Origin of the sequence: Shinella sumterensis, from assembly GCF_004514425.2 — a bacterium.
GTDB lineage: Bacteria > Pseudomonadota > Alphaproteobacteria > Rhizobiales > Rhizobiaceae > Shinella > Shinella sumterensis.
In genome coordinates this window covers 641,226-664,292 of sequence record NZ_MYFN02000001.1, presented here as the reverse complement: position 1 = coordinate 664,292, position 23,067 = coordinate 641,226, and the positions used below count along the sequence as shown (strand labels likewise).

The window sequence follows — 23,067 nt, the reverse complement described above, 5'->3', positions numbered from 1 at the left end:
TCGACCATGCCAAACCATTCTTTCAAAAAAGGACTTAGCAATGCAGATCGGTATGATGGGTTTGGGGCGCATGGGCGCCAACATGGTGCGACGCCTGATCAAGGACGGCCATGACTGCGTGGTCTACGATATCAATCCCGATGCCGTGGCGGCGCTCGTTGCCGAAGGCGCGACCGGCGCGACGTCTCTCGAGGATCTCGTCGCGCGGCTCGCCAAACCCGCCTGCCTCTGGCTGATGTTGCCCGCGGCCATCACCGGCAAGGTCGCCAAAGAGGTTGCCGCAGAGATGCAGCCGGGTGACATCATCATCGACGGCGGCAATTCGCATTATCAGGATGCCGTGGATCTGGCCGCAGAGCTTTCCGGCCGTGGCATCAGCTTCGTCGATGTCGGGACGAGCGGCGGCGTCTGGGGGCTGGAGCGCGGCTATTGCCTGATGATCGGCGGTCCCGAGGCGGCGGTGCGACACCTCGATCCCATCTTCGCCACGCTCGCGCCCGGCGCGGACAAGGGCGCGGTGCCGTCCGCCGAACATGGCACCGCCCCTTTCGGCTATCTCCATTGCGGCCCGAGCGGTGCGGGGCACTTCGTCAAGATGGTGCACAACGGCATCGAGTACGGCATGATGGCCGCCTATGCCGAGGGCCTGAACATCCTCAAGGCAGCCAATGCCGGCAATAGACCGCGCACCACCGATGCGGAGACGAGTCCGCTGAAGAACCCGGAATACTACCGCTTCGACATCGATCTGGCTGCGGTAACGGAAGTGTGGCGGCACGGCAGCGTCATTGGCTCCTGGCTTCTCGACCTGACGGCAGGCGTTCTCAAGAACGACCAGACGCTTGCGGGCTATGGCGGGCGCGTCTCGGATTCCGGCGAGGGACGATGGACGTTGAAGGCTGCGATCGACACCGGCGTGCCCGCCCCCGTTCTTTCCTCGGCCCTCTTCGACCGCTTCACGTCGCAGGGTGAATCGGCCTTCGCCGACAAGCTGCTGTCGGCCATGCGCTTCGCCTTCGGCGGCCATGTCGAGAAGAAGGCGGAGTGATATCCGTTCCAGGGAGGCTTTCATGACGACCAACCGCTCGGATGCCCTTGTGCTCTTCGGCGCAACGGGAGACCTCGCGCACAAGAAGATCTTTCCCGCGCTGTACCGCATGGTGGCGCGCGGGACGCTTGCCGAGCCGATCATCGGCATCGCCTATGACGACTGGCCGCGCGAAAAGCTGGTCGAACGCGCTCGGGACGGTATCATCACGGCCCTCGGCACAATCGACGAGGCCGTGTTTGCCCGATTGGCCGGTCTCATGAACTATGCCAGTGGCGACTATCGCGAGCCCGGCACTTTCGAAACGCTCAAGACTGCCCTTGGCGGCGCCCGCAGGCCCCTGTTTTACCTCGCCGTGCCGCCCAGCATGTTCGAACCGGTGGTACAGGGCCTGCAGCATTCGAACCTCGCAAAGGGCGGACGGCTGATGGTGGAAAAGCCGTTCGGCCGCGATCTCCAGTCCGCCCGGCAGCTCAACGCCATCCTGCATACGGCCTTCGCGGAGAAATCGATCTTCCGCATCGACCACTATCTCGGCAAGGAGGCGATCCAGAACCTGCTCTATTTCCGCTTTGCCAACTCCTTCCTGGAGCCGATCTGGAACCGCGATCACATCGAAAGCGTCGAGATCACCATGGCGGAGGATTTCGGCGTGGAAGGCCGGGGCAAGTTCTACGACGAGGTCGGATGCCTGCGGGACGTGATCCAGAACCACCTGCTCAACGTCCTGCTGCTGCTGGCGATGGAACCGCCGGCCGGCCGCACGGTCGATGACCTGATCGATGAAAAGGTGCAGGTGTTGAAGGCCGTGCGCACGCTCAGGCCCTCCGATGTGGTCCGTGGACAGTTCAAGGGGTATCTCGACGAACCCGGCGTGCGGCCGGGCTCGACCGTCGAGACCTTCGCGGCGGTGCGTTTCCATGTCGACACCTGGCGCTGGAAGGACGTGCCGTTCCACATCCGCGCCGGCAAGAACCTCCCTGTCCATATGACGGAGGTCGTGGTGCGGCTGAAGCGGCCGCCCATCGATGTCTTCGACACGATCCGTCGCGAAGACGCCAACTATCTGCGGTTCCGCATCTCGCCGCAGGTCGCGGTCGCACTGGGTGCACGACGCAAGGCGGCCGGCGACGCCATGGTCGGCGAGCCTGTCGAACTCCTGGCGGTCGATGACGATACGGGCGACATGACACCCTATGAGCGCCTGATCGGCGATGCCATGAATGGCAATGCCCAGCTGTTCACGCGCCAGGATGCAAGCGAGATCGCCTGGCGCATCGTCGAACGCATTCTCGAAAACCCGTCGCCACTCCATGGCTACGATCCCGGCACATGGGGTCCGCCGGAGGCCTCGAACGGTTTCGGTCCGCCCGGCGGCTGGTACGCTACGCTTGCCCCCGACAGTGAGGAGGGCCGCCATGACGACACGAAAGGATGACGCCTCACCGGCCGATCCGGTCGTTCTGTCGATCGATGTCGGCGGCTCGCATGTAAAGATCATGACGAGCACGCATGTCGAGGAACGACGGGTGGAATCCGGTCCTGCGATGTCTGCGGCACAGATGGTCGACGCGGTCCGCGACCTTGCCAGGGGCTGGTCCTATGACGTCATCTCCATCGGCTATCCCGGTCCCGTCAGGGAAAACAAACCGTCGCGGGATCCCGCCCATCTCGCGAGCGGATGGGTCGGCTACGATTTTGCGGATCATTTCGGCAAGCCCGTCAAGGTCGTCAACGACGCCCTCATGCAGGCGATCGGTAGCTATGAGGGCGGGCGCATGCTCTTCCTCGGTCTCGGCACCGGGCTGGGTACCGCCATGATCCTCGATAACGTCTGTCATCCCCTGGAGGTGGGCCACCTTCCCTTCCGGAAAGGCGGGAGCTTCGAGGATTATGTCGGCGAGCCCGCCCTGGAGAAACGCGGAAAGAAGAAATGGCGCAAGGCCGTCGCCGCGGTGACGGAATGCCTGAATGCCGCCCTGCTGCCGGATTACATCGTCATCGGCGGCGGCAATGTCGCACATCTCTCCGACCTGCCTGTCAACAGCGTGCGCGGCGATAATACGCGTGCCTTCGCGGGCGGCTTCCGGATATGGAAGGATGCTCAACTTCGCCTGTAAGGCGATGGCGCCACTGCTTGGGGGTGTGGCTTTTTCTGTTTTTGTGACCGTTCATGCGGCTTTTCTTGTCAGCGTGCACCGAACGGATTATGGAAGCAGGAAAGCACCGCGGACATGACTGCCATGAACCCTTCCAAGCGCCACAGCGACATTCTTCGCCTTCTCCAGCAGGACGGCACCGTGACGATTGCCGAACTCGCCAGCAAGCTCGGCGTTTCGCTCGAAACCGTGCGCCGGGACATCAAGCCGCTGACGTCGAACGGCAGTGTCGTGAAGATGCACGGCGCCGTGGCACTGCCTTCCACCGTCGGCGAGGCGCCCTTCGAAAAGCGCATGCGTGAGAACAGCGAGGCGAAGAAAGCGATCGCCGCCGCCGTGGCCCTGACCATTCGCGATGGCGATTCCGTCATGCTGGATACGGGCACGACCACGAGCTATCTCGCCCGCGAGCTGCTCGGACACCGGCGGCTCACCGTGATCACGAACTCCTCGGATATCGCCCGCACGCTCTCGACGGTCAATGACAACCGGGTCTACATGGCCGGCGGCGAACTGCGCAGCGACAACGGTGCGGCTTTCGGCGTTTCGGCGATCGATTTCGTCAGCAACTTCACCGTCAGCCACGCCGTCATCACCACGGGCGCGATCGATGCCTCTATCGGGATCATGGATTACGATCTGGAGGAGGCGGAGTTCGCGCGAACGGTGATCTCCCGCGGCAAGCGTGCGATCGTCGTGACCGACCACAGCAAATTCGGGCGGCAAGGGCTTGTCAGGGTCTGCGCGTTCAACGCGCTGACCGACCTTTTCACCGACAAGGCGCCACCACGCGATATCGCCTCGGCGCTGAAGACAGCCGGCGTCAGCTTGACCCTGGCCGGTTAGGCGACAGGCTTCAGACGGCGTTCCCAACCGAAACGAAGCCTTTTCCAAACCGCTCCCGCACCCGTCGCGAGAAGGCGGAGACGGTGGCGCGGTTGGCGGACGCCGATGTCACGAGCACGAATTCGACGTCCTCCAGAACCGGAAGATGCAGCGGTGCGATCTCGCGCAGGCCGGCGGGCGCGAGGCTGCGGGGTTGCACGAGCACGCCCATGCCGGCACGGGCGGCGGCCGTCAACCCGCTGAGGCTGGGGCACGAGCAGACAATGCGCCACGCCGTACCGCTTCGCTCAAGGGCCTCCATGAGCAGCACGCGCGTCAGGCTCGGCGGCGGAAAAACGATCAGCGGCAGAACGGGTTTCGCCAGCACGGCCTCGGGATCGCTCGCCAGCCAGACCAGAGGCTCGCGCAGCACGCTATCGCCTCGCTTGTCGCCGATGCGACGCTTGGCCATGACGAGATCGAGCTCACCACGATCCTGCATCTCGCCAAGCGTCCTGGAAAGCGCGACCGAAAGCTGGAGGTCGACGGAGGGATAGTCCGCGATGAAATCCTCCAGAAGGCCGGGCAACTGCGCGCTCACGAGGTCCTCGGAAACGCCGAGCCGGAACGTTCCACGCGGGGTCTCCGTCTCGAATTGCGCAATCGCCTGGCGCTCGAGGGCCAGAAGCTGCCGGGCATGCGGCAACAGCGCTTCGCCATCCGGCGTCAACCGCACCGAGTGCGTGTCGCGATGGATGAGCCGTCGCCGCAGATCGCGCTCCAGGCGCTGCACATGCTGGCTGACCGTCGACTGGCCGAGTTGAAGACGTTCCGCGGCAAGCGTAAAGCTTCTGGCCTGGGCCACCGTCAGGAAACTGCGCAGCTGCACGAGATCAAGCATATCACGATCCTCGATAACTGTTATTTCTTGCATCTCGATTCAGGATATCCAAGATCGCGCAGTAGTCGAGACCCGATCGATCTGGATGCTCCCGTGAAGAACCTTCTCCCTGATACGTTCACCCTGCTGCTCCTCGCAGCCGTTGGCCTGGCCTCTGTCCTGCCGATTTCCGGCGAACCGGCGGATTGGTTCGGCATCGCGACGATGCTTGCGATTGCCGGGCTGTTCTTCCTGCACGGCGCGCGTCTCTCCACCGATGTGGTGATCGCAGGCTTCCTGCACTGGCGGCTTCAGCTGTTCATCCTGGTCACCACCTTCGTGATCTTCCCGCTGCTGGGCCTCGGGCTTGGCGTGCTTTCGCCCTGGCTCATTCCGCAGCCGCTCTATCTCGGCCTGCTGTTCCTCTGCGTTCTGCCTTCGACGGTGCAGTCGTCGATTGCATTCACCTCGATTGCGGGCGGCAACGTGCCGGCGGCGATCTGCGCCGCCTCGACCTCGAACATTCTCGGCATCTTCCTCACCCCGGTGCTGGTCGCCATGCTGTTTTCGGCCGGCGGCCATGTCGGTGTTTCCTTCGATATGGTGTGGAAGATCATGCTGCAGCTCTTCCTGCCCTTCGTGGCCGGCCAACTGCTGCAGCCGTTCATCGGCAACTGGGTGCGTGCCCGCAAGGCGCTGCTCACCCCTTTCGATCGCGGCTCCATCCTGATGGTGGTTTATCTCGCCTTTTCCGAAGCCGTGGCGCAGGGCGTCTGGCATCAGCTGGACGGAAAGGACCTGGCGCTGCTCGTTCTGATCGACGTCCTCCTGCTGGCGACGGTGCTGCTGATCACCAGCCTGGGCGGCAAGCTTTTCGGCTTCAACCGCGAGGACCGGATTACCGCGCTGTTCTGCGGCTCCAAGAAGAGCCTGGCGAGCGGCGTGCCTATGGCGGGCGTCATCTTCGCCGGCCAGTCCGTCGGCGCCATCGTGCTGCCCCTGATGCTGTTCCACCAGATCCAGCTCATGGTCTGTGCCTGGCTGGCGCGGATCTACGCCCAGAGGAAGGCCGAGGCCGTACCGGAACCCGCCCCTGCATCGTGACGGCCGCACCGGCAGCCTTGCTTTCGGCTAGTTGAAAATCAGGGACGGGTGCCGCTCCTCGACGCAGACGGAAAACCCAGACGGCCCGACCTCACGGAAGAACCGGCGTATGATTTCGATGAACAGCCGCACGAACAGCGGCTTGGCATTGCCATAGAGGTCCAGGACGATAACGGACGGCGGCGGAAGCTCGTCGAGGATCGGCCGTCGCACGATACCCTGCCCGTCAGATGTCGCCCGGCCGATCGGCCGCATGTTGAGGATCGACATGCCGAATCCGGATGCCACCGCGGAACGGACCGTCTCGTAGGAGCGCGTGTGAAAGCGCACGTCCGGTCGTTTCGCGAGGATATCGAACAAAGTCAGCAGGTAAGTGGCCGTCTGGGGCATGTCCAGAAGCACGAATGGGCGCGTCGCGATCTCCGACAACCAGACGGCATCCCGGGCCGCCAGCGGGTCATCGACGTGCAGGAGCGCATGCGCCGGTACCTTGCAGATCTTCGTCATCGTGCCGGTCGTGATCGAACCGATATCGTAGAGAACGGCCAGATCGATCAGCCCTTCGCCGAGCCAGGTTTGCAGCTGCACCTGGTCGCCTTCCAGAAGGTCGATTTCGACATCTGCCACGTTGTCGATGTACATGCGCAGCATTTCCGGCATGAACAGCGCCCCGAACGGCTCGAAGCAACCGATGCGCAGCACCTTCGGCACGCGGTCGGCGAGGTCACCGATCGCCCTGTCGAACTCCGTGGCAGCCGACAGCATGATGCGGGCCGCACTGATGAAACGCTCGCCTGCGGGCGTCACCTGCACCCCGCGCGCCGGGCGCCGCTCGAAGATGCGTGCGCCCATTTCCCCTTCGGCAAGCGTGATGGCCGCAAGAATGGATGATTGCGAGATATGCAGTGATTTCGACGCGGCCTGTACGCTGCCGAAGTTCGCCACTTCGCAGACATAGCGAAGCTGCCGGATTGTCAGGTTCATCGCACCGCGCTCTCCACAAAATGTATGAAGTTATGCGAGAGAATACATTTTGTGCGTTGGAAGGAAAGGTCCATTCTGCCTGCAACAAACCGCCTGCCGCAAAGATGCAGGGAACCAGGGGAACGAGCGAATGCCTTTACAGAACCCGCTCGAAGGGGCGGCGGAGCTGTGCCGTCTGGACGCCGCCGCGCTGACGACTGCTTATCGCAATCGCACGCTTTCGCCGGTCGAGGTCGCCAAGGCCGCGATGGCGCGCGCCGAGGAGGTCAACCCGGAGCTCAACGCCTTCACCTTTATCGACCATGAGGGTGCGCTTGCGGCGGCCGGCGCCTCCGAGAAGCGCTGGGCGGAGGGTGCGCCTCTTTCACAGGTCGATGGCGTCCCGACCACGCTCAAGGACATCGTATGGGTTAACGGGTGGAGCGTTCGCTACGGCAGTGCCACCACGCCTGCACGTCCTTACAGCGAGGACGCGCCATCCGTGGAACGGTTGCGCAGGGCGGGCGCGGTCTTCATTGCACAAACCACGACCCCGGAATTCGGCTGGAAAGCCGTCACCGACAGCGCGCTTTTCGGCGTGACCCGCAATCCCTGGAACACGCAAAAAACCCCCGGTGGTTCATCCGGCGGCGCGGCCGTGGCCGCAGCGGTCGGCGCGGGCGTGTTCCATCTCGGAACCGATGGCGGCGGGTCGATCCGTGTTCCCGCATCCTTCACCGGGATCGTCGGTCACAAGCCGACATTCGGCCGGGTTCCGGCCCATCCGGCGAGCGCCTTCGGCACCGTCGCCCATATCGGGCCGATGACGCGAAGCGCGAGCGATGCCGCAGCCATGCTACAGGCGATGTCCGGCAGGGACATCCGGGATTGGGCGCAGGGTGCCGGCGAACTGGCAAGCCTCGACCGCCCCGCAGAAATCGAACTTGCCGGCAAACGCATCGGATACTGGTCGACGCCCGCGTGCGGCACCGTCGACCCTGACATTGCCGCGGTCGTAGACGCCGCCGTCGCACGCCTGTCTTCCGCAGGCGCGCACGTGGAACCGATCACGCTGCCGGCAGAAGGCCTTCTCGACCTCTTCCATCATCACTGGTTCACCGGGGCCGCCGCGCGTCTCTCCGCGATCCCCGAGGCCAACCGCGCGTCGATCGATCCGGGCTTTCTGGAAATCGCCCGCGCCGGTGCTGCCTACAGTTCGACTGCGCTCGTGCTCGCACAGGTCCGGCGTGGCGACTACGGCGCGGCGATGGATCGGCTGCTCGCCGAATACGATTTCGTGGTGTCGCCCGGCACGGCACTGCCGGCCTTCGATGCAGGACTTGAAATACCTGCGGGAAGCGCCTTTGCACGATGGACGGAATGGGCGGGCTTCAGCTTCCCGATCAACCTCAGCCAGCAGCCCGCCTGCGTCATACCCTGCGGGTTCACGCCGGACGGCCTGCCGGTCGGTTTCCAGATCATCGGAGCGCGCGGCGCAGATGCCGGCGTTCTTTCCGCCGCTGCCGGCCTGGAGGTGATCTTCTCCAGATAAGCATCGATACACGCATGACGAACACAACCAACTATAAAAGGGGTAACCGTTATGATGAACAGACGTGCAATGCTTCAGGGCGCCCTGGGAGCCGGCGCCGCCGGCGGAATGCTTCTCGCCGACATGAACAGGTCCGCCAAGGCGCAGGATACCTCGCCGATCGCCGTGGGCTCGGCACTGCCGATGTCCGGCATCGCGGCGGCTGACGGCATCGAGTTCAAGAACGGCCTCGACCTTGCCGCCGAGGAGATCAATGCGGCCGGCGGCATTCTGGGGCGGCCTGTCGAGATCCACATCGAGGACACCAAGGAAATGGGGGCGGACCTCGTGTCCCAGTCCATGCAGCGGCTGATCGACCGCTTCAACACCCCGGTTCTCATCAACGGCTATAATCTCGGCACCAACATGATCGAGATGGACGTCGCGGCCGACAACGACGTCATCATGATGCACTACAACACGCTCATCTCGCACAATGAGAAGTTCAAGACCGATCCCGAACGGTATTATGGTTCGTTCCAGGGCGATCCGCCGGAATTCTGGTATGGGCCGGGCTGCCTGAACTTCCTGAAGTCGCTTTCGGACGCCGGCACGTGGAAAGCGCCGAACAAGAAGATAGCCATCATTCCCTCGGCAAACGAGTATTCGATCGTCATCGCCAACGCGATCCGCGATCAGGCCAAGGATTACGGTTTCGAGGTGAGCCTGTTCGAGACCGTGCCGTTCCCGACGAACCAGTGGGGCCCGACACTGGCAAAGCTGCGCCAGGACCCGCCGGCTGCCATTATCGTCACGCACTTCCTGCCTCAGGACCTTGCCCAGTTCATGGTTCAGTTCCTCACGCAGCCGACCAACAGCCTCGTCTACATGCAGTATGGCCCGTCTCTTCCCGCCTTCCGCGAGATCGGCGGCGAGACGATCAACGGCGTCATCTATTCGACGGTCGTCGGCTGCCTGCCGGACGACTTCTCGAAACCGTTCCGCGAGTCCTATCGCGCGAAATTCGGCCCCAACTCCGCCTATATCACGGGCTCGCAGACCTATGACGGGCTGTGGATGTGGGCGATAGCCGCTGCCATCGCAGGGGGGCCGGGCGAGCCCTTCAACAAGGAGCAGGTGAGCAAGGTCGCCGCCGTCATGCGACGCAACGTCTATCGCGGCGTCAACGGAACCTACCGCGCCGATCCTGCCGGCCAGTCGGCCTATTGCTACCCGACACAGACCGCCGATCCTTCGCTGGGCATGCCGCACCAGTTCCTGCAGCATCAGGACTACAAGACCGATCCGAAGCTCATCGCACCGGCGCTCTACGCAACAGACACGTTCCTCCTGCCGCCCTGGATCAAATAGGTCCCGGCAGCGCAGCCCTGAACGGGGTATCGGCCGTCGGAGCGGCCGGTACCGATGGCGAAAGGAGCGGAATGATGGAAAGCAGCGGGACAATCTTGCTGGAATGCGAAAACGTCGTGAAGCGCTACGGCTCGCTTGCGGCGGTCGATGGCATGTCGCTGACCGTGAACCGCGGCGAGATCGTCGGCATCGGCGGCCCGAACGGTGCGGGCAAGACGACCTTCTTCGATGTGGTGACGGGCGTGACCCCCGCCACCGAGGGCCGAATGGTTTTCGACGGCCACGACATTTCAAAGCTTGGCGCCGACAGCATTTGCCAGCATGGCATCGCGCGCACATTCCAGCTCAACGCCGCCTTCGAAAGCCTGACGGTGCGCGAAAATATCGACGTCGCCGCCTATTTCGGCAGGAGCCGAAGGGCGATCCCGGGCCTGAAGCTCGGCCAGGATGTGCGCCGACAGACGCAAGAGGCATTGGCTTTCGTCGGTCTTGCCGACAAGGCGGATGCCCCGGTGGGGCAACTTCCCGTGCTCGACCGCAAGCTGCTGATGATTGCCGGCGCGATCGCGACACGGCCCAAACTGCTTTTCCTGGACGAGCCCGTTGGCGGGCTCAATTCCAGCGAGATCGATCACATCATCGGTCTGGTCGAACGGCTGAAAGCGAACGGGATGACCGTCGTTCTCATCGAACATGTCATGCGTTTCCTGCTGGCGCTCTCCAGCCGCGTCATCATCATGCATCACGGCAAGAAAATCTTCGAAGGCCCGCCACAGGCGGTGGCTGAAGACCCCGTGGTCGTGGACTCCTATCTTGGAGAAGGCACCCGCAAGCGGCTCGCGACATATTTTGCCGAAGGCGAGGTACAGCCGTGAGCGCATCCACTCAACCGCCTGTCCTCAGCCTTTCCAACGTGGTTTCGGGCTACAAGGGACTGCAAGTCCTCAAGGGCATATCCTTCGACATTGCCGCCGGCGACTTCGTGACCGTCGTCGGCCCCAACGGCCATGGCAAGTCCACCCTGCTGAAGACCATTTCCGGCCTCGTGCCGCTGACGTCAGGCGCGATCCGCATCAACGGCGAACCGGCGCCGGGAAAGCCGCATACCATCGCCGGGCTGGGTGTTGCCCACGTGCCGCAGGGCGACATGCTGTTTCCGGAAATGAGCGTGCTGGAAAACCTGCTGATGGGCGCCTATCTCGCGCCCTCGAAAGCCGAGATCGACCGGCGGCTGGACGAGGTCTATACGCTCCTTCCCAAGCTTTCGGATCGCCGCGACCAGGTGGCCTCGTCTCTTTCGGGAGGCGAGCGACGGATGGTCGGCATCGGTCGCGGGCTCATGATGGGCGGGCAGATCCTGCTGATCGACGAGCCGTCGCTGGGGCTCGCACCGCTGATCATCGAGCAGATCTACGGCGTCATAACGGAGCTCTCCAGAAGCGGCAGGACCATATTGCTCGTCGAGGAAAATCCGGCCCGTGTCGCCGACCTCGCCGACCATCTTCATCTGCTGGATGACGGGATCATCGTGTGGTCGGGCCCGCCGGCCGAACTCCTTGCCCGCGACGAACTCCTCGCAACCTATCTCGGAGGCTGACGATCATGCTCGACATCCTGACCGCCATCCTCATCGCCGGCCTGACGACAGGCGCGCTCTACGCACTCGCTACCGTCGGCCTTTCCCTCGTCTGGGGTTCCATGGGCATGCTCAACATGGCGCATGCCGCCATGTTGACGCTCGGCGGCTACTCGGCCTTCACGCTCTGCACCGTGCTCGGCCTTCCCGTCATCGCCGGCTTTGCCGGCGCGATCCTGGTCGGCGCCGTCGCGGGCGGACTGCTCTACGTGCTGATCGTGCGCAACCTGCTCAAAACCGACAAGGCGACATTCGAATCCAACGTGATGATCGCGACCGTCGGGATCGGCATCGCGCTCGAAAACGCCATTCTGCTGACCTATGGCGGCCAGCCTTTGAAGCAGCCGATCTCCGCGACCGGATCGTTCATCCTCGGACCGGTCAGCCTGCCCTATCAGAACATGCTCATCGTGCTGGTCGTCATCGCGCTCATGGCCGTCATCGCACTGCTTCTCGGCAGGACGCGCATGGGTCGCGCGATCCGCGCGACGGCGCAGAACCGCGAGGCGGCCCAGCTGATGGGCGTGGCCGTCAACTCGGTCTATTTCCAGGTTCTCGTCCTGTCGGGCGCCATCGCCGGCATCTGCGGCGTCATGGTCAGTTCCATGACCCAGCTTTCGCCGCCGCTCGGCAACGACCCCATGCTGAAGGCCTTCATCATGTGCGTGGTCGCAGGCCTCGGCAACCTTCCGGGCGCGGTGGCGGCCGCCTTCGGCCTCGCCCTGCTGGAAGCCTTCGTCCAGTACGTCGCGGGCGCGCGCTGGGGTTTCCCAACCCTGCTCTTCGTGGTCATCGCTGTCCTGATATGGCGGCCCGCCGGCCTTTTCGGCCGTGTCCAAATCCGTCGCATGTGAGGTGGCGCCATGAACAAGACTTGCAACTCCAAGGGCATGTCCGGCAACGCCCGGATCGACCTCTTCGTCAGCCTGCTGCTGATCGCAGCCGCGATCGCGCTCCCCTTCATGATCGACAGCCGCTACGTGCTCGGCCAGATCGTGCTGGCGCTGTTCTACGCCACCATCGCCTCGCAGTGGAACCTGCTGTTCGGCTTTGCCGGCGTCTTCTCCCTTGCCCAGATGGCAATGTTCGCCTTCGGCGGCTATGCGACCGCGATGATCTGCTTCTACTTCGGCTGGAATGTCTGGGCAGCCTTGCTCCCGGGTGCGCTTTCCGCCGTCGTCTTCTCGCTGGTCGTCGGCCTCGCCTGCCTCCGCCTCACCGGTGTTTACGTGGCGCTGCTCACGCTTGCCATCGCGCAGACCATGTATCTGCTGATCGTCACGGATACCGAATGCTTCACGATGGTCGGCTCGATCTGCCGGCAGTTTACCGGCGGCGCGGTGGGCTTCGCCCGCTTCGGCGATCTTGGCACGCGCGCCCTCCTCAAGGGCCAATGGCTCGTCGGCAACTATGCCATCATCGCAACGCTCTTCGCCGTCACGATGGTCGTCACCTACATCATCGTCAAAAGCCCTATCGGCCTTGCGTTTCGCGCCCTCAAGGACAATCCCGGCTATGCGGTGGCCCGTGGCGTCAACCGGTTCCAGGCACAGCTTCTGGTGTTCGGCATCTCGGCCTTCTTCACCGGCCTTGCCGGCGGTTTCTACGCCGCGCATTTCCAGGCCATCGGCCCGGGCATCCTGTCGATGTCGCAGCTGATGTTCATCATCGCCATCACGGTGGTCGGCGGCGTCGGAACATTCTGGGGGCCGCTCGTGGGCACCATCGTGCTGGTGGCGGCTGACGAACTGATGCGTGAAGCCGGCGAGTTTCGCACGCTCGGGCTTGGCCTCATCATCGCGCTGTCGATCCTGCTCATGCCGAAGGGCCTCGTCGGACGGCTCGGCGATCTCTTGTCCTGGCTGCGCCACCGCAACCGCGCCGCCGCATCTGCCATCACGTTTCAGGAAAAGCCGGCAACCACCGGGAAGTGAGGAGTTTCCATGTACGACACGATCATCATCGGCGCCGGTTCCGCCGGCTGCGTGCTTGCAAACCGGCTGAGCGCCGATCCGAACCGCAAGGTCCTGGTGCTGGAGGCAGGCCGGGCGGCCCCGCTGGCCTCGGATATTCCGTCCGACTGGGTGACCATGTTCAACACGGGTGCCGACTGGGGCTATTACACCGAGCCTCAGGCGGGCTGCCGCGGTCGCCGCATCTTCTGGCCGCGCGGCAAGATGGTCGGCGGCTCCGGTGCGCTCAACGCGATGATCTACATCAGGGGGCTGCCGTCCGACTACGATGCATGGGAAGCGATGGGTTGCAGCGGCTGGGGCTGGAAGGATGTGTTCCCGGTGTTCCTCTTTTCGGAAGCCAATGCCGATATCAAGGACAGCCCCTATCACGGCAACGACGGCCTCCTGCATATCGGCAATGTGCCCTATGTCGACAAATATGAGCGGATGTGGATCGAGGCCGCCGAGGCGGCGGGTTACCCCTACAACCCCGATTACAACGGCGAAAGCCAGGAAGGGGTCGGTCTTTTCCAGTTCACCATCAGGAATGGCGAGCGCTGGGGAACCGGCAAGGCCTATCTGCGGCCGGCCCTCGAACGTCCCAACCTCACCGTCGAAACCGGCGTTCTCGTCACGAAAGTCATCGTCGAGAATGGTCGCGCGAAGGGCGTCAGCTATCTCATCGACGGTGTTGCGCACACGGCCTATGCCGAAAGCGAAGTGGTGCTCTCGGCGGGTGCGATCGCGTCCTGCCAGCTGCTGATGCTGTCGGGTATCGGTCCGGCGGACGAACTGAAGGCGGTCGGCGTCGATCCCATCCATGACCTTCCCGGCGTCGGCAAGGATTTGCAGGACCACCTCAACATTCCCATAACCTTCTACACCAAGGAACCGCTCGGCATCGGTGCCTGGACCGACGAGGTGATCGCAGACAGCTTCGAGGAATGGCGCGACTACCGTACCGGCATCCGCTCGTCTCCCTGGGTCGCGTCCGGCGGCCATGTGTGCAGCCGACCCGGCGTCGAGCCCGACCTGCAGCTCTACGGCGCGATGAGCCCGCATCGCGATTATGCCCGCTTCCTGGGCGGCCAATCCGGTATCACCGCGCATTGCACGCTTCAGCGCCCGAACAGCCGGGGTGAGATCAGGCTCCGCTCGGCCAACCCGATCGAATACCCGTCGATCGACCCCAAATATTTCGTGAGCGACCCGGATGGGCTCGACCTCGCCACCATGGTGGAAGGTGTGAAGATCAACCGCCGCATCATGGAACAGTCGCCGATCCGCGAGCTCGTCGATTACGAAGTCAGCCCCAGCGCCGAGTGCAAGACGGACGCCGAAATCGCCAACTACGTCCGCGGCCACATGACGACGCTCTATCACCCGTCTTCATCCTGCCGCATGGGGACCGATGCGATGGCCGTCACCGATCCCTCGACCCTGAAGGTGCACGGTCTCGAAGGCCTGCGCGTCGCAGATGCATCGGTCATCCCGAAGATGGTTTCGGGCAACCTCAATGCGCCGACGATCATGGTCGCCGAGCGTGCCGCCCAGATGATCCTCGCCGGTTAAGGAGACGCATCCATGAACATCGCCCCATCCACAGGCAGCTGGCACGACAGGGCCGCGAAACTCTCTTTCGAAGGAAGGCTCTTCATCGACGGCGACTACCGCGAGGCGGTTTCCGGTGCGAAATTCGAGACGGTCAATCCGGCGGATGACAGCATCATCGCGGCGGTGTCGCGCGGTGACGGCGCCGATATCGACCTTGCCGTATCGTCCGGGCGCAAGGCCTTCAAGTCGGGCGTCTGGTCGCGCATGGCGCCGCGTGCCCGCATGGCCGTCATGCTGCGGTTCGCCGACCTTGTCGAACAGCACGCAGGCGAATTCGCTGTTCTCGACACCCTCGACATGGGCAAGCCCATCCAGGAGATGCTGACCGTCGATATCCCGCTGGCATTGACCTGCCTGCGCTTCACGGCCGAATGCATCGACAAGATCGAAGGCAGCGTCGGCGCGACGGCAAGCGACGTGCTGTCCTATGTCATCCGCCAGCCGCTCGGCGTCGTCGGCTGCATCGTTCCATGGAATTATCCCCTGCTGATGACGGTGTGGAAAATCGCCCCGGCCCTTTCGGCCGGCAATTCCGTCGTGCTGAAGCCGGCCGAACAATCCCCGCTCTCGGCGCTGTTGCTTGCGCGGCTCTTCATGGAGGCCGGCGGGCCCGCGGGCGTGCTGAACGTCGTCAACGGCTTCGGCGCAGAGGCCGGCAAGGCGCTGGCCTTGCACGACGGCATCGACAAGATCGCCTTTACCGGCTCGGCAGAGGTGGGCAAGCTGATGCTGATCTATGCCGGCCAATCCAACATGAAGAAGGTCGCGACGGAGTGCGGGGGCAAATCTCCGCATATCGTCCTGGCGGATGCGGAAAACCTCGAAAAGGCGGCCTGGTGGGCGGCCATGGGCATCTTCGGCAACCAGGGAGAAGTGTGTTGCGCCGGTTCGCGCATCATCGTGGAAAAGTCCGTTGTCCCTGATTTCATCGATGCACTGTCGGTGCAGGCGAAATCCGGCTACGTGCCCGGCGACCCGCTGGACGAGGCCACCACGATGGGCCCGCTCGTTACCCGGGAACAGCAGCAGCGCGTGCTGAACTATATCGACATCGGTCGCCGGGGCGGCGCGGACTGCATCCTCGGTGGCGGCGTGCCCGACGGTCTGGAGCACGGCGCCTATGTCGCCCCCACCATCTTCACCGGCGTCGACAATAGCATGACGATCGCGCGCGAAGAGATCTTCGGACCGGTCGCCAGCATCATTCCGGTGTCCGGTTACGAGGAGGCGGTCGCCGTCGCCAATGACAGCCCGTTCGGCCTCGCCGCCGGCATCTGGACGAGCGACCTGGGCAAGGCGCATCGTTTCGCACGCGATGTCGAGGCCGGCATGGTCTACGTGAACAGCTACATGAATGGCGACATGCAGTTGCCGTTCGGGGGCTGGAAGGAAAGCGGCAACGGCCGCGACAAATGCATGGATGCGATCCTCTCCTACACGCAGAGCAAGGGCGTGTGGGTCACGGTCGGCGAATGACGAGGACAGAGATGACGAAGACCGGATGGAATTTTCATGAACTCTACCTCTGGCACGATACCGGCGCGGCCGCGCAGTTCTTTCCGGCCAGCCTGACCGTCGAACCCGGCGAGCATGCGGAAAACGCCGAAACGAAGCGGCGTTTCCGCAATCTCATGGAGGTCTCCGGGCTCGCCGAGCAGCTTACGAGCGTCAAGTCGGCTCCGGTAGACGAGGACGACCTCGCGCTGTTCCACACCCGCGACTACATCCGGCGCATCAAGACGCTCAGCGACGATCGCGGCGGCGATGCGAGTTATCTCACGCCGTTCGGGCGTGGCAGCTACGAGATCGCCTGCCTTGCGGCCGGCGGCACGTTTGCCCTTATGGACAAGGTGCTTTCCGGCGAGCTCGACAATGGCTATGCGCTGGTCCGTCCGCCGGGCCACCACGCGGAAAGCGACAAGGGCATGGGCTTCTGCCTGTTCGGCAATGTCCCGGTGGCCATCCTGAAGAACCGCAAGAAGCATGGTTTCGAGCGTGTGGCGACGGTGGATTGGGACGTCCACCACGGGAACGGCACCCAGGCCGCATTCTGGAGCGATCCCGCCGTGCTGACGATCTCGCTTCACCAGGAGCGGCTCTATCCGCATGACAGCGGCGACCGCGAGGAACGCGGCGCCGGTGCGGGTCTCGGCTACAACCTCAACATTCCGCTTCCGGCCGGCAGCGGGCACGGCGCCTATATCGCGGCCTTCGAACAGATCGTGCTTCCGGCATTGAAGACCTACAAGCCCGACCTCATCGTCGTTCCCTCGGGTTTCGACGGTTCGGGCGCCGATCCGCTCGGCCGGATGATGCTGCACAGCGATACCTATCGCGAGATGACCCGGATGCTGATGGAAGCGGCCGCTGACCTGTGCGGCGGGCGTCTCGTGATGTCGCACGAAGGCGGCTATTCCGCCGCCTATGTGCCCTATTGCGGCCTCGCCGTGCTGGAGCAGCTTTCGGGCATCAAGACCCATATCGACGATCCCTTCCTGCCCGTGTTTCGAAATTACGCGGGCCAGGAGCTCCGCCCTTGGCAACAGGAGGCGATCTCGGCCGCCGCCGAACTTCTGGCCGGCATTCGCCCATAGCGCTTCCTCGAGAAGGAGGACGCGCTCGGCCGGCACCAGACCGGCCATGACAGCGGCGTCATCCATGCAGGCATCTCCTATCCGACGGGCAGCCTGAAGGCCGAACTGTGCCGTGACCACAAAGGCGTTCTGCCGGGAAAACGGCATCCCTTTCGGGGTCGGCGGCAAGCTGCTCGTCGCGACGTCCGCCATACCCATTGGCGAGATGATAAGGAGCCGGCAGGAGGCATAGCCGGCCCCGCAGGACTGCCGTTCCGCCTGTCAGCCTGGCGCCGCGCCGATACGCCACTGGTAGGGCGGCGGCGTGCCGTTGACGGCGAAATCGCCAATGATCCGGTGTTTGTAGATGCGCGGATTGTGCGAGGCGAGCGTGCGGGCGTTGCGCCAGTGACGGTCGAGGCCGGCGGGCTTCTTGGTGGCGGAGGCGCCGAGCGCATCGAAGAGCAGCGTCGAGGCTTCGAGGATCAGATCGGAAACGACCGTCTGGGCCTGTGCCGCTTCGAGTTCGGCTATCGCATTGGCTTTCTCCTCGGCAGCCTCGTCGTCCGCGAAATGTGCGTCGAAGGCCCGCTGAAGGCTCGCTGCGGCCTGGAGCGTGATCGCCGATGCCGCATAGGCAGCGGCCCGGATGCGCCCGACAACCTGCAAGACCTGCGGGTCCTCGCTGGAGCGCGCCGCGGCGGCATGGGTATAGGTCCGCCGCCGCTCGGCCACGGCCTTGGCAACATCGGCCGTAATCGCGCGGCCGATGCCGGCAAGCGTTGCGAGATGAACGAGCTGGTAGAAGGCAGCCGAGTATCGGAAACGCGCCTCGTCGACGACGATGTCTTCCGGCGTCACCACGACATCGCGGAAGGTGGTGGTGCCGCTTGCCGTCAGCACCTGGCCGAAGCCGTCCCAGTCATCGACGACATCGACGCCTTCGGCGTGACGACGCACCGCTACCGAAATGCCCTCGCCCTCGGCGTTGGAGGCCCCGACGTCGATCCAGTCGGCGAAGAGGGAGCCGGTCGTGTAGTACTTCGCACCGTTCAGGACGAGCCTGCCGTCCTTCTCGGCGACATGGGTGGCGAAGCGGTCGAGTGCGGCACCCGCACCGATCTCGCTCCAGGCGTTGCCCGTGATCTCGCCGCCGCCGATACGCCCCAGCCAGAGCGCGCGGCGCGCGGCATCCCGGGTGTTCAGGATATCTTCCGTAAAGCCGAAATGCCCGCGCAGCGCCTGCGTGATATTGGAGTCCGCCGCCGAAAGCTCGATCAGCAGGTTGAAGAACTGCGGCAGGCTCGCGCCTTTGCCGCCCGCTTCCACCGGAAGCCGCACGGCACCGAAACCCGCTTCCTTCAAGTCGCGGATCGCCTCATGCGGCAGGTCGCGCCCCAGGTCCCGCGCTATCGCGTTTTCAGCGATCCGCGTAAAGATTGGCCGGAACGGCGCGGCAATGGTCTCGTAATCCTCTCCGGGGCCAGCGCCCCAGGCATTCTCGATCTGCGTCATCTATCCTGCTCGTTGCTATCGTGCCGGCCATCGCCGGTTACGCTTGGAATTGCCGCGAGGGTAGCTGCGCCGGAGATGGAATAAAGAAATTCCATATCTTTTATGTACTATTCGGCAAAATGCTGTTCCGCCTTCGGCTGAAAAAAGCGTAACCGGAGAGCGGAGAACAATGGCTTATGCCGTTCGTTCGGGGAAATGACGATACGAGCCGGGCATGCTTTGCCTGTCCAGGAGGCCCGGCAGGTCGCGTATCAAACTGTCCCGATCCCGTCTAAGCCGGACGGCCATCAATAGGTGTCAATATCAAACGCGGCCCATGACTTGACCTGTCTTTCCGCGGCGCGCTGGTAGCAATTTTCGTGTCTTTGCCGAAATTTGGAACATCCATTTCTTAAATACAGTAATTTTATAGATAATATAAAAATTACTTTCACTGCCCGGCAGAGTCTCGCTGTGGTGGAAGCTCTTTTTTCGAGAATGGGGACATTTCCATATGAGTACACAAACCACCTTCCGGCGGGCCGTACAGTCCGTCGCCGCCGCTGCCTTCCTCGCCACGACCATGTTATCGGGCCTGGCTCACGCCGGCCCGACGCTCGACAAGATCAACCAGCGCGGCACCATCAAGGTCGGCGTCGGCACCACACCGGGCTTCTTCACGCCCGACAGCAACGGCAAGTGGCAGGGCTTCTTCATCGATTACGGCCGCGCCCTGTCGATCGCGGTCTTCGGCACCCCCGACAAGGTGGAGTTCACGTCGTCCTCGCCGCAGCAGCGTCTTCCCGCCCTTCAGAGCGGTGAATTCGACATCCTGCTCTCGGGCGTCACGGTCACCGCCACCCGCGCCTTCAAGCTCGGCTTCCATTTCGGCCCGACGGTCTTCTATGACGGCCAGGGCATCCTGGTCCGCAAGGACCTCGGCGTAACGAAGGCCGCGGATCTCGACGGCGCGACGATCGGGGCGCAGAGCGGCACGACGGGCGAACTGAACGTGGCCGACTTCTTCCGCAAGACGGGCAAGACCTTCACGCCCGTGACCATAGAGGATACCGGACAGTTCATCGACGCACTGGAATCCGGCCGCGTCGACGCGATCACGCAGGACTCCTCCGATCTCGTCGGCAAGCGCACCCAGCTGAAGAAGCCGGATGACTATGTCCTCCTGCCGGAACGCCTTTCGAAGGAGCCGCTCGCACCGGCTATCGCCGGCGGCGACGATCGGTGGCTCGAACTTGTGAACTGGACCGTGAATGCGACCATCCAGGCCGAAGAATGGGGCATCACATCGGCAAATGTGGACGAGTTCCTCAAATCGGAAGACCCGGCAATCCAGCGCTTCCTCGGCGTCGATCCGTCCTTTGCCAACGATATCGGGCTCGATCCGAAATGGGCCTATAACATCATCAAGACAGTCGGAAACTACGGCGAGATCTTCGACCGCAACCTGAAGCCGCTTGGCTGGGAGCGCGGTTACAACAGTCTGTGGACCGACGGCGGCCTGCTCTATTCGCCGCCCTTCCGCTAAGCCGTGATGATGACGAACGACCACCTGTCTGGAATTGCGTAAAGGCGAGGACATGGAGCATTTTCGCGATTCCGGGCGAAACGCGCCGGTTGCAGATCGACGCGTTTTCCACATCGTCCTGTCGGGCCCGCCGCGGCCCGGCCTGGCCGCGAAAATCCAGGCATGGTGGGGCGGCTGGCCATGGGGCCAGCTTGCCCTTCTGGCCGTGTTTGCGGCTTTGGGCACGCTGTTCATCGGCAATGTTCTGGAGAACATGGCGCGCATCGGCATCCTGCCGGGTTTTGCCTTTCTTTCGAGTTCCGCGAATTTTGAAATTGGCGAAAGCCCGATCGCCTTCCGCGCGGGGGATACCTATCTGCGCGCGCTCGTTGCGGGCCTTCTCAATACGCTGAAGGTTTCCCTACTCGGCTGCCTTCTCGCGACGATCCTCGGTGTCGCGGTGGGCGTGGCGGGGCTCTCGCGCAATTTGCTGCTCTCCCGCCTCGTGCGCTGGTTCATCGAGATCACCCGCAACACGCCGCTCCTGCTGCAGCTGTTCTTCTGGATGGCGCTTGCGAAGGCGTTACCGGCGCCACGCCAGGCATCGGGCGTGTTCGATGCGGTCTTCCTCACCAACAGGGGTGTCTACATACCCTCGCTCTACTTTGTGGGCGGTCCCTTCGGCATCGTCGCAGCACTCGGAATTGCCGCGATTGCAACTCTGGTCCTCATCGTCCTCCTGCGGGCCACCGGCCGGCTGACGCGTCGTTCCGGCATGGTCGCCACCGGGCTCGCCGTTGCCGCCCCCTTCGCTTTCCTTCTTCTGGTTGGTGCACGGCCGGCGGCGGAACTGCCGGCGCTGTCAGGCTTCAACATCAGAGGCGGCCTCAACCTCTCCCCGGAATTCGCCGCACTGCTGACCGGCCTCGTGGTGAAGTTCGCGGCGTTGATCGCGGAGATTGTCCGCGCAGGCATACAATCGGTCGGCAAGGGTCAGTGGGAGGCGGCGCGGGCGCTCGGGCTGCACGACGGCCATATCATTCGCCTCGTCGTGATGCCGCAGGCACTGCGCGTGATAACGCCGCTGACGACATCGAGCTACCTGGACCTCACCAAGGATTCGAGCCTGGCCGTCGCCATCGGCTTTCCCGACCTGGTCAGTATCGTCAACACGACCGCCAACACGACCGGCCAGTCCATGGAGGCGCTGATCATTCTCATCGGCGCGTTCCTCACCATCAATCTCGCGCTTTCGGCCCTGATGAACATCTACAACAACCGTGTCGCGCTCAAGGGAAGCAGACGATGACCACACGCCTTGCCCGTGCGCTGCCTGGCCTGCGCGCCGGCCTCTTCGGAACGCGCGCCAATACACTCGTCACGCTGGCGACACTCCTTCTGCTGTGGCAGACCGTTCCGTCGCTTTTGCGCTGGGCGGTGCTCGACGCCACCTTTACCGGTGACGCGAATGCGTGCACGCGGGCGGGCGCCTGCTGGGCCTTCGTGACGGCGAAGCTCCACTTCATCCTCTTCGCCTTCTATCCGCCGGACCTGCAATGGCGGCCACTGCTGGTGATCGTGTTGCTGTGCGCGATCCTTGCGGCAAGCGCCCTTCCGCGCTTCTGGGGACGTGGGCTCATCCTTGCCTGGCCGCTGACGATCGTTGCCTGCTGGCTGCTCATGCAAGGTGCCTTCACGGCAACGCCCATTCCTTCCAACCAATGGGGCGGCCTGCCGGTAACGCTGTTCGTCTGGGCCTTGTGCTTTGCCGCCGCGACGCCCATTGCCGTGCTGCTGGCGCTTGCCCGCCGCTCGAACCTCGGAGGGCTGCGCACCTTCGCCGTCCTCTATATCGAACTCATGCGTGGCACGCCGATGGTCGCCATTCTCTATGTCGCCATGCTGATCCTGCCGATGGCGCTGCCGGACGGGCTTTCCATCGACAAGATGCTGCGCGCGATCATCATGGTGACGCTGTTCTGGGCCGCCTACATTGCCGAGGTCATCCGCGCCGGGCTTCAGGCCGTGCCGAACGGCCAGGCGGAAGCGGCGACGGCGCTCGGGCTCGGATACTGGCGCATACAGGGCCTCGTCATCCTGCCGCAGGCCTTTCGCATCGTTATTCCCGGCATCGTGAACCTCGCCATCGGCTTCCTGCTGGCGACCTCGTTGCTCGCCGTCATCGGGATATTCGACCTCCTGAACGCCGCCCGCGCCTCCGCTGCCGATCCGCAATGGCTCGGCTTCTACAACGAGGCATATATCGTCGTGGCCGTCATCTACTTCGTGATCTGCTTTGGCGCCTCGCGCTACAGTCAGTGGCTCGAGCGCCGGCTGGGAAATAACGGGGCGGCGCCCGCATAGGCGCCACCCCGCCGCCCACAAACTG

The 23,067-nt window shown here is 63.6% G+C and carries 20 protein-coding genes and 1 pseudogene; 18 read left to right on the top strand and 3 right to left on the bottom strand.

Annotation, left to right across the window (positions count from 1 at the left end; translation table 11 throughout):
• Positions 1-40: 40 nt before the first annotated feature.
• The 4 genes from gnd to B5M41_RS03165 all read left to right on the top strand — a co-directional run bounded on the left by gnd (position 41) and on the right by B5M41_RS03165 (position 4,053).
• Positions 41-1,048 (top strand): phosphogluconate dehydrogenase (NAD(+)-dependent, decarboxylating), encoded by a 1,008-nt coding sequence (gnd, locus tag B5M41_RS03180; RefSeq protein ID WP_134648737.1) that lies wholly within the window; start codon positions 41-43, stop codon positions 1,046-1,048.
• Between the two features lie 22 nt (positions 1,049-1,070).
• Positions 1,071-2,486 carry a glucose-6-phosphate dehydrogenase gene (gene zwf / locus B5M41_RS03175; protein ID WP_134648736.1) on the top strand — a complete coding sequence of 472 codons (1,416 nt, stop codon included), beginning with the start codon at positions 1,071-1,073 and terminating at the stop codon, positions 2,484-2,486.
• A complete protein-coding gene (locus B5M41_RS03170) occupies positions 2,467-3,168 on the top strand; it encodes an ROK family protein (RefSeq protein WP_134648735.1) in 702 nt (233 codons plus the stop codon). Before zwf ends, B5M41_RS03170 begins: the two co-directional genes overlap by 20 nt.
• 123 nt (positions 3,169-3,291) lie before the next feature.
• On the top strand, positions 3,292-4,053 hold the full coding sequence (locus B5M41_RS03165) for a DeoR/GlpR family DNA-binding transcription regulator (RefSeq protein ID WP_134648835.1): 762 nt from the start codon (positions 3,292-3,294) through the stop codon (positions 4,051-4,053).
• 10 nt (positions 4,054-4,063) lie between these two features.
• Here the strand turns inward: B5M41_RS03165 and B5M41_RS03160 are convergent, their stop codons facing one another.
• Positions 4,064-4,933 (bottom strand): LysR family transcriptional regulator, encoded by an 870-nt coding sequence (locus B5M41_RS03160; RefSeq protein WP_134648734.1) that lies wholly within the window; start codon positions 4,931-4,933, stop codon positions 4,064-4,066.
• Positions 4,934-5,026: 93 nt separating this feature from the next.
• Between B5M41_RS03160 and B5M41_RS03155 the strand changes: the two genes are divergently transcribed.
• Positions 5,027-6,016: a bile acid:sodium symporter family protein gene (locus B5M41_RS03155; protein WP_134648733.1), complete on the top strand. Its 990-nt coding sequence runs from the start codon at positions 5,027-5,029 to the stop codon at positions 6,014-6,016.
• A gap of 27 nt (positions 6,017-6,043) precedes the next feature.
• Here B5M41_RS03155 and B5M41_RS03150 read toward each other — a convergent pair whose 3' ends face one another.
• Complete coding sequence (locus B5M41_RS03150) at positions 6,044-7,000, bottom strand: LysR family transcriptional regulator (RefSeq protein ID WP_134648732.1); 957 nt, start codon at positions 6,998-7,000, stop codon at positions 6,044-6,046.
• Between the two features lie 130 nt (positions 7,001-7,130).
• On the opposite strand from B5M41_RS03150, the gene B5M41_RS03145 reads away from it, so the two are divergent.
• The 10 genes and pseudogenes from B5M41_RS03145 to B5M41_RS03100 all read left to right on the top strand — a co-directional run.
• Entirely contained in the window at positions 7,131-8,531 is a 1,401-nt protein-coding gene (locus B5M41_RS03145) for an amidase (RefSeq protein ID WP_134648731.1), read from the top strand.
• Positions 8,532-8,585: 54 nt separating this feature from the next.
• Positions 8,586-9,881, top strand: coding sequence for an ABC transporter substrate-binding protein (locus B5M41_RS03140; protein ID WP_230639963.1), 1,296 nt, complete (start codon positions 8,586-8,588; stop codon positions 9,879-9,881).
• A 74-nt stretch (positions 9,882-9,955) separates the two neighbouring features.
• Positions 9,956-10,756, top strand: coding sequence for an ABC transporter ATP-binding protein (locus B5M41_RS03135; protein WP_230639962.1), 801 nt, complete (start codon positions 9,956-9,958; stop codon positions 10,754-10,756).
• Positions 10,753-11,478 carry an ABC transporter ATP-binding protein gene (locus B5M41_RS03130; RefSeq protein WP_134648728.1) on the top strand — a complete coding sequence of 242 codons (726 nt, stop codon included), beginning with the start codon at positions 10,753-10,755 and terminating at the stop codon, positions 11,476-11,478. Before B5M41_RS03135 ends, B5M41_RS03130 begins: the two co-directional genes overlap by 4 nt.
• Positions 11,479-11,483: 5 nt before the next feature.
• Positions 11,484-12,371: a branched-chain amino acid ABC transporter permease gene (locus B5M41_RS03125; protein ID WP_134648727.1), complete on the top strand. Its 888-nt coding sequence runs from the start codon at positions 11,484-11,486 to the stop codon at positions 12,369-12,371.
• 9 nt (positions 12,372-12,380) lie between these two features.
• Positions 12,381-13,451 carry a branched-chain amino acid ABC transporter permease gene (locus tag B5M41_RS03120; protein WP_134648726.1) on the top strand — a complete coding sequence of 357 codons (1,071 nt, stop codon included), beginning with the start codon at positions 12,381-12,383 and terminating at the stop codon, positions 13,449-13,451.
• Between the two features lie 9 nt (positions 13,452-13,460).
• A complete protein-coding gene (locus B5M41_RS03115; RefSeq protein ID WP_134648725.1) occupies positions 13,461-15,044 on the top strand; it encodes a GMC family oxidoreductase in 1,584 nt (527 codons plus the stop codon).
• Between the two features lie 12 nt (positions 15,045-15,056).
• Entirely contained in the window at positions 15,057-16,562 is a 1,506-nt protein-coding gene (locus tag B5M41_RS03110; RefSeq protein WP_134648724.1) for an aldehyde dehydrogenase, read from the top strand.
• Positions 16,563-16,573: 11 nt separating this feature from the next.
• Positions 16,574-17,680, top strand: coding sequence for a class II histone deacetylase (locus B5M41_RS03105; protein WP_134648723.1), 1,107 nt, complete (start codon positions 16,574-16,576; stop codon positions 17,678-17,680).
• Between the two features lie 6 nt (positions 17,681-17,686).
• Positions 17,687-17,888 (top strand): annotated as a pseudogene (locus tag B5M41_RS03100) (L-2-hydroxyglutarate oxidase); the annotation flags it as partial.
• A 53-nt stretch (positions 17,889-17,941) separates the two neighbouring features.
• Here the strand turns inward: B5M41_RS03100 and B5M41_RS03095 are convergent.
• Positions 17,942-19,174 (bottom strand): acyl-CoA dehydrogenase family protein, encoded by a 1,233-nt coding sequence (locus B5M41_RS03095; RefSeq protein WP_134648722.1) that lies wholly within the window; start codon positions 19,172-19,174, stop codon positions 17,942-17,944.
• Between the two features lie 493 nt (positions 19,175-19,667).
• Here B5M41_RS03095 and B5M41_RS03090 point away from each other — a divergent pair, with 493 nt between their 5' ends.
• From B5M41_RS03090 to B5M41_RS03080, 3 genes are read left to right on the top strand one after another with little or no spacing between them, the layout of a single operon-like run.
• Positions 19,668-20,699 carry an amino acid ABC transporter substrate-binding protein gene (locus B5M41_RS03090; RefSeq protein ID WP_134648721.1) on the top strand — a complete coding sequence of 344 codons (1,032 nt, stop codon included), beginning with the start codon at positions 19,668-19,670 and terminating at the stop codon, positions 20,697-20,699.
• Between the two features lie 52 nt (positions 20,700-20,751).
• On the top strand, positions 20,752-21,987 hold the full coding sequence (locus B5M41_RS03085; RefSeq protein WP_134648720.1) for an amino acid ABC transporter permease: 1,236 nt from the start codon (positions 20,752-20,754) through the stop codon (positions 21,985-21,987).
• Positions 21,984-23,042 carry an amino acid ABC transporter permease gene (locus B5M41_RS03080; protein WP_134648719.1) on the top strand — a complete coding sequence of 353 codons (1,059 nt, stop codon included), beginning with the start codon at positions 21,984-21,986 and terminating at the stop codon, positions 23,040-23,042. The genes B5M41_RS03085 and B5M41_RS03080 overlap by 4 nt, the downstream gene beginning before the upstream one ends.
• The last annotated feature ends 25 nt before the right edge of the window (positions 23,043-23,067 follow it).

Bases quoted from the DNA above. Each gene is read 5' to 3' on its own strand.
- zwf (WP_134648736.1), top strand. From the start codon at position 1,071: ATGACGACCAACCGCTCGGATGCCCTTGTGCTCTTCGGCGCAACGGGA.
- B5M41_RS03105 (WP_134648723.1), top strand. From the start codon at position 16,574: ATGACGAAGACCGGATGGAATTTTCATGAACTCTACCTCTGGCACGAT.
- B5M41_RS03150 (WP_134648732.1), bottom strand. From the start codon at position 7,000: ATGAACCTGACAATCCGGCAGCTTCGCTATGTCTGCGAAGTGGCGAAC.
- B5M41_RS03125 (WP_134648727.1), top strand. From the start codon at position 11,484: ATGCTCGACATCCTGACCGCCATCCTCATCGCCGGCCTGACGACAGGC.
- B5M41_RS03140 (WP_230639963.1), top strand. From the start codon at position 8,586: ATGAACAGACGTGCAATGCTTCAGGGCGCCCTGGGAGCCGGCGCCGCC.
- B5M41_RS03135 (WP_230639962.1), top strand. From the start codon at position 9,956: ATGGAAAGCAGCGGGACAATCTTGCTGGAATGCGAAAACGTCGTGAAG.
- B5M41_RS03085 (WP_134648720.1), top strand. From the start codon at position 20,752: ATGGAGCATTTTCGCGATTCCGGGCGAAACGCGCCGGTTGCAGATCGA.
- B5M41_RS03080 (WP_134648719.1), top strand. From the start codon at position 21,984: ATGACCACACGCCTTGCCCGTGCGCTGCCTGGCCTGCGCGCCGGCCTC.
- B5M41_RS03110 (WP_134648724.1), top strand. From the start codon at position 15,057: ATGAACATCGCCCCATCCACAGGCAGCTGGCACGACAGGGCCGCGAAA.
- B5M41_RS03170 (WP_134648735.1), top strand. From the start codon at position 2,467: ATGACGACACGAAAGGATGACGCCTCACCGGCCGATCCGGTCGTTCTG.
- B5M41_RS03090 (WP_134648721.1), top strand. From the start codon at position 19,668: ATGAGTACACAAACCACCTTCCGGCGGGCCGTACAGTCCGTCGCCGCC.
- B5M41_RS03165 (WP_134648835.1), top strand. From the start codon at position 3,292: ATGAACCCTTCCAAGCGCCACAGCGACATTCTTCGCCTTCTCCAGCAG.
- B5M41_RS03160 (WP_134648734.1), bottom strand. From the start codon at position 4,933: ATGCTTGATCTCGTGCAGCTGCGCAGTTTCCTGACGGTGGCCCAGGCC.
- B5M41_RS03095 (WP_134648722.1), bottom strand. From the start codon at position 19,174: ATGACGCAGATCGAGAATGCCTGGGGCGCTGGCCCCGGAGAGGATTAC.
- B5M41_RS03145 (WP_134648731.1), top strand. From the start codon at position 7,131: ATGCCTTTACAGAACCCGCTCGAAGGGGCGGCGGAGCTGTGCCGTCTG.
- B5M41_RS03115 (WP_134648725.1), top strand. From the start codon at position 13,461: ATGTACGACACGATCATCATCGGCGCCGGTTCCGCCGGCTGCGTGCTT.
- gnd (WP_134648737.1), top strand. From the start codon at position 41: ATGCAGATCGGTATGATGGGTTTGGGGCGCATGGGCGCCAACATGGTG.
- B5M41_RS03120 (WP_134648726.1), top strand. From the start codon at position 12,381: ATGAACAAGACTTGCAACTCCAAGGGCATGTCCGGCAACGCCCGGATC.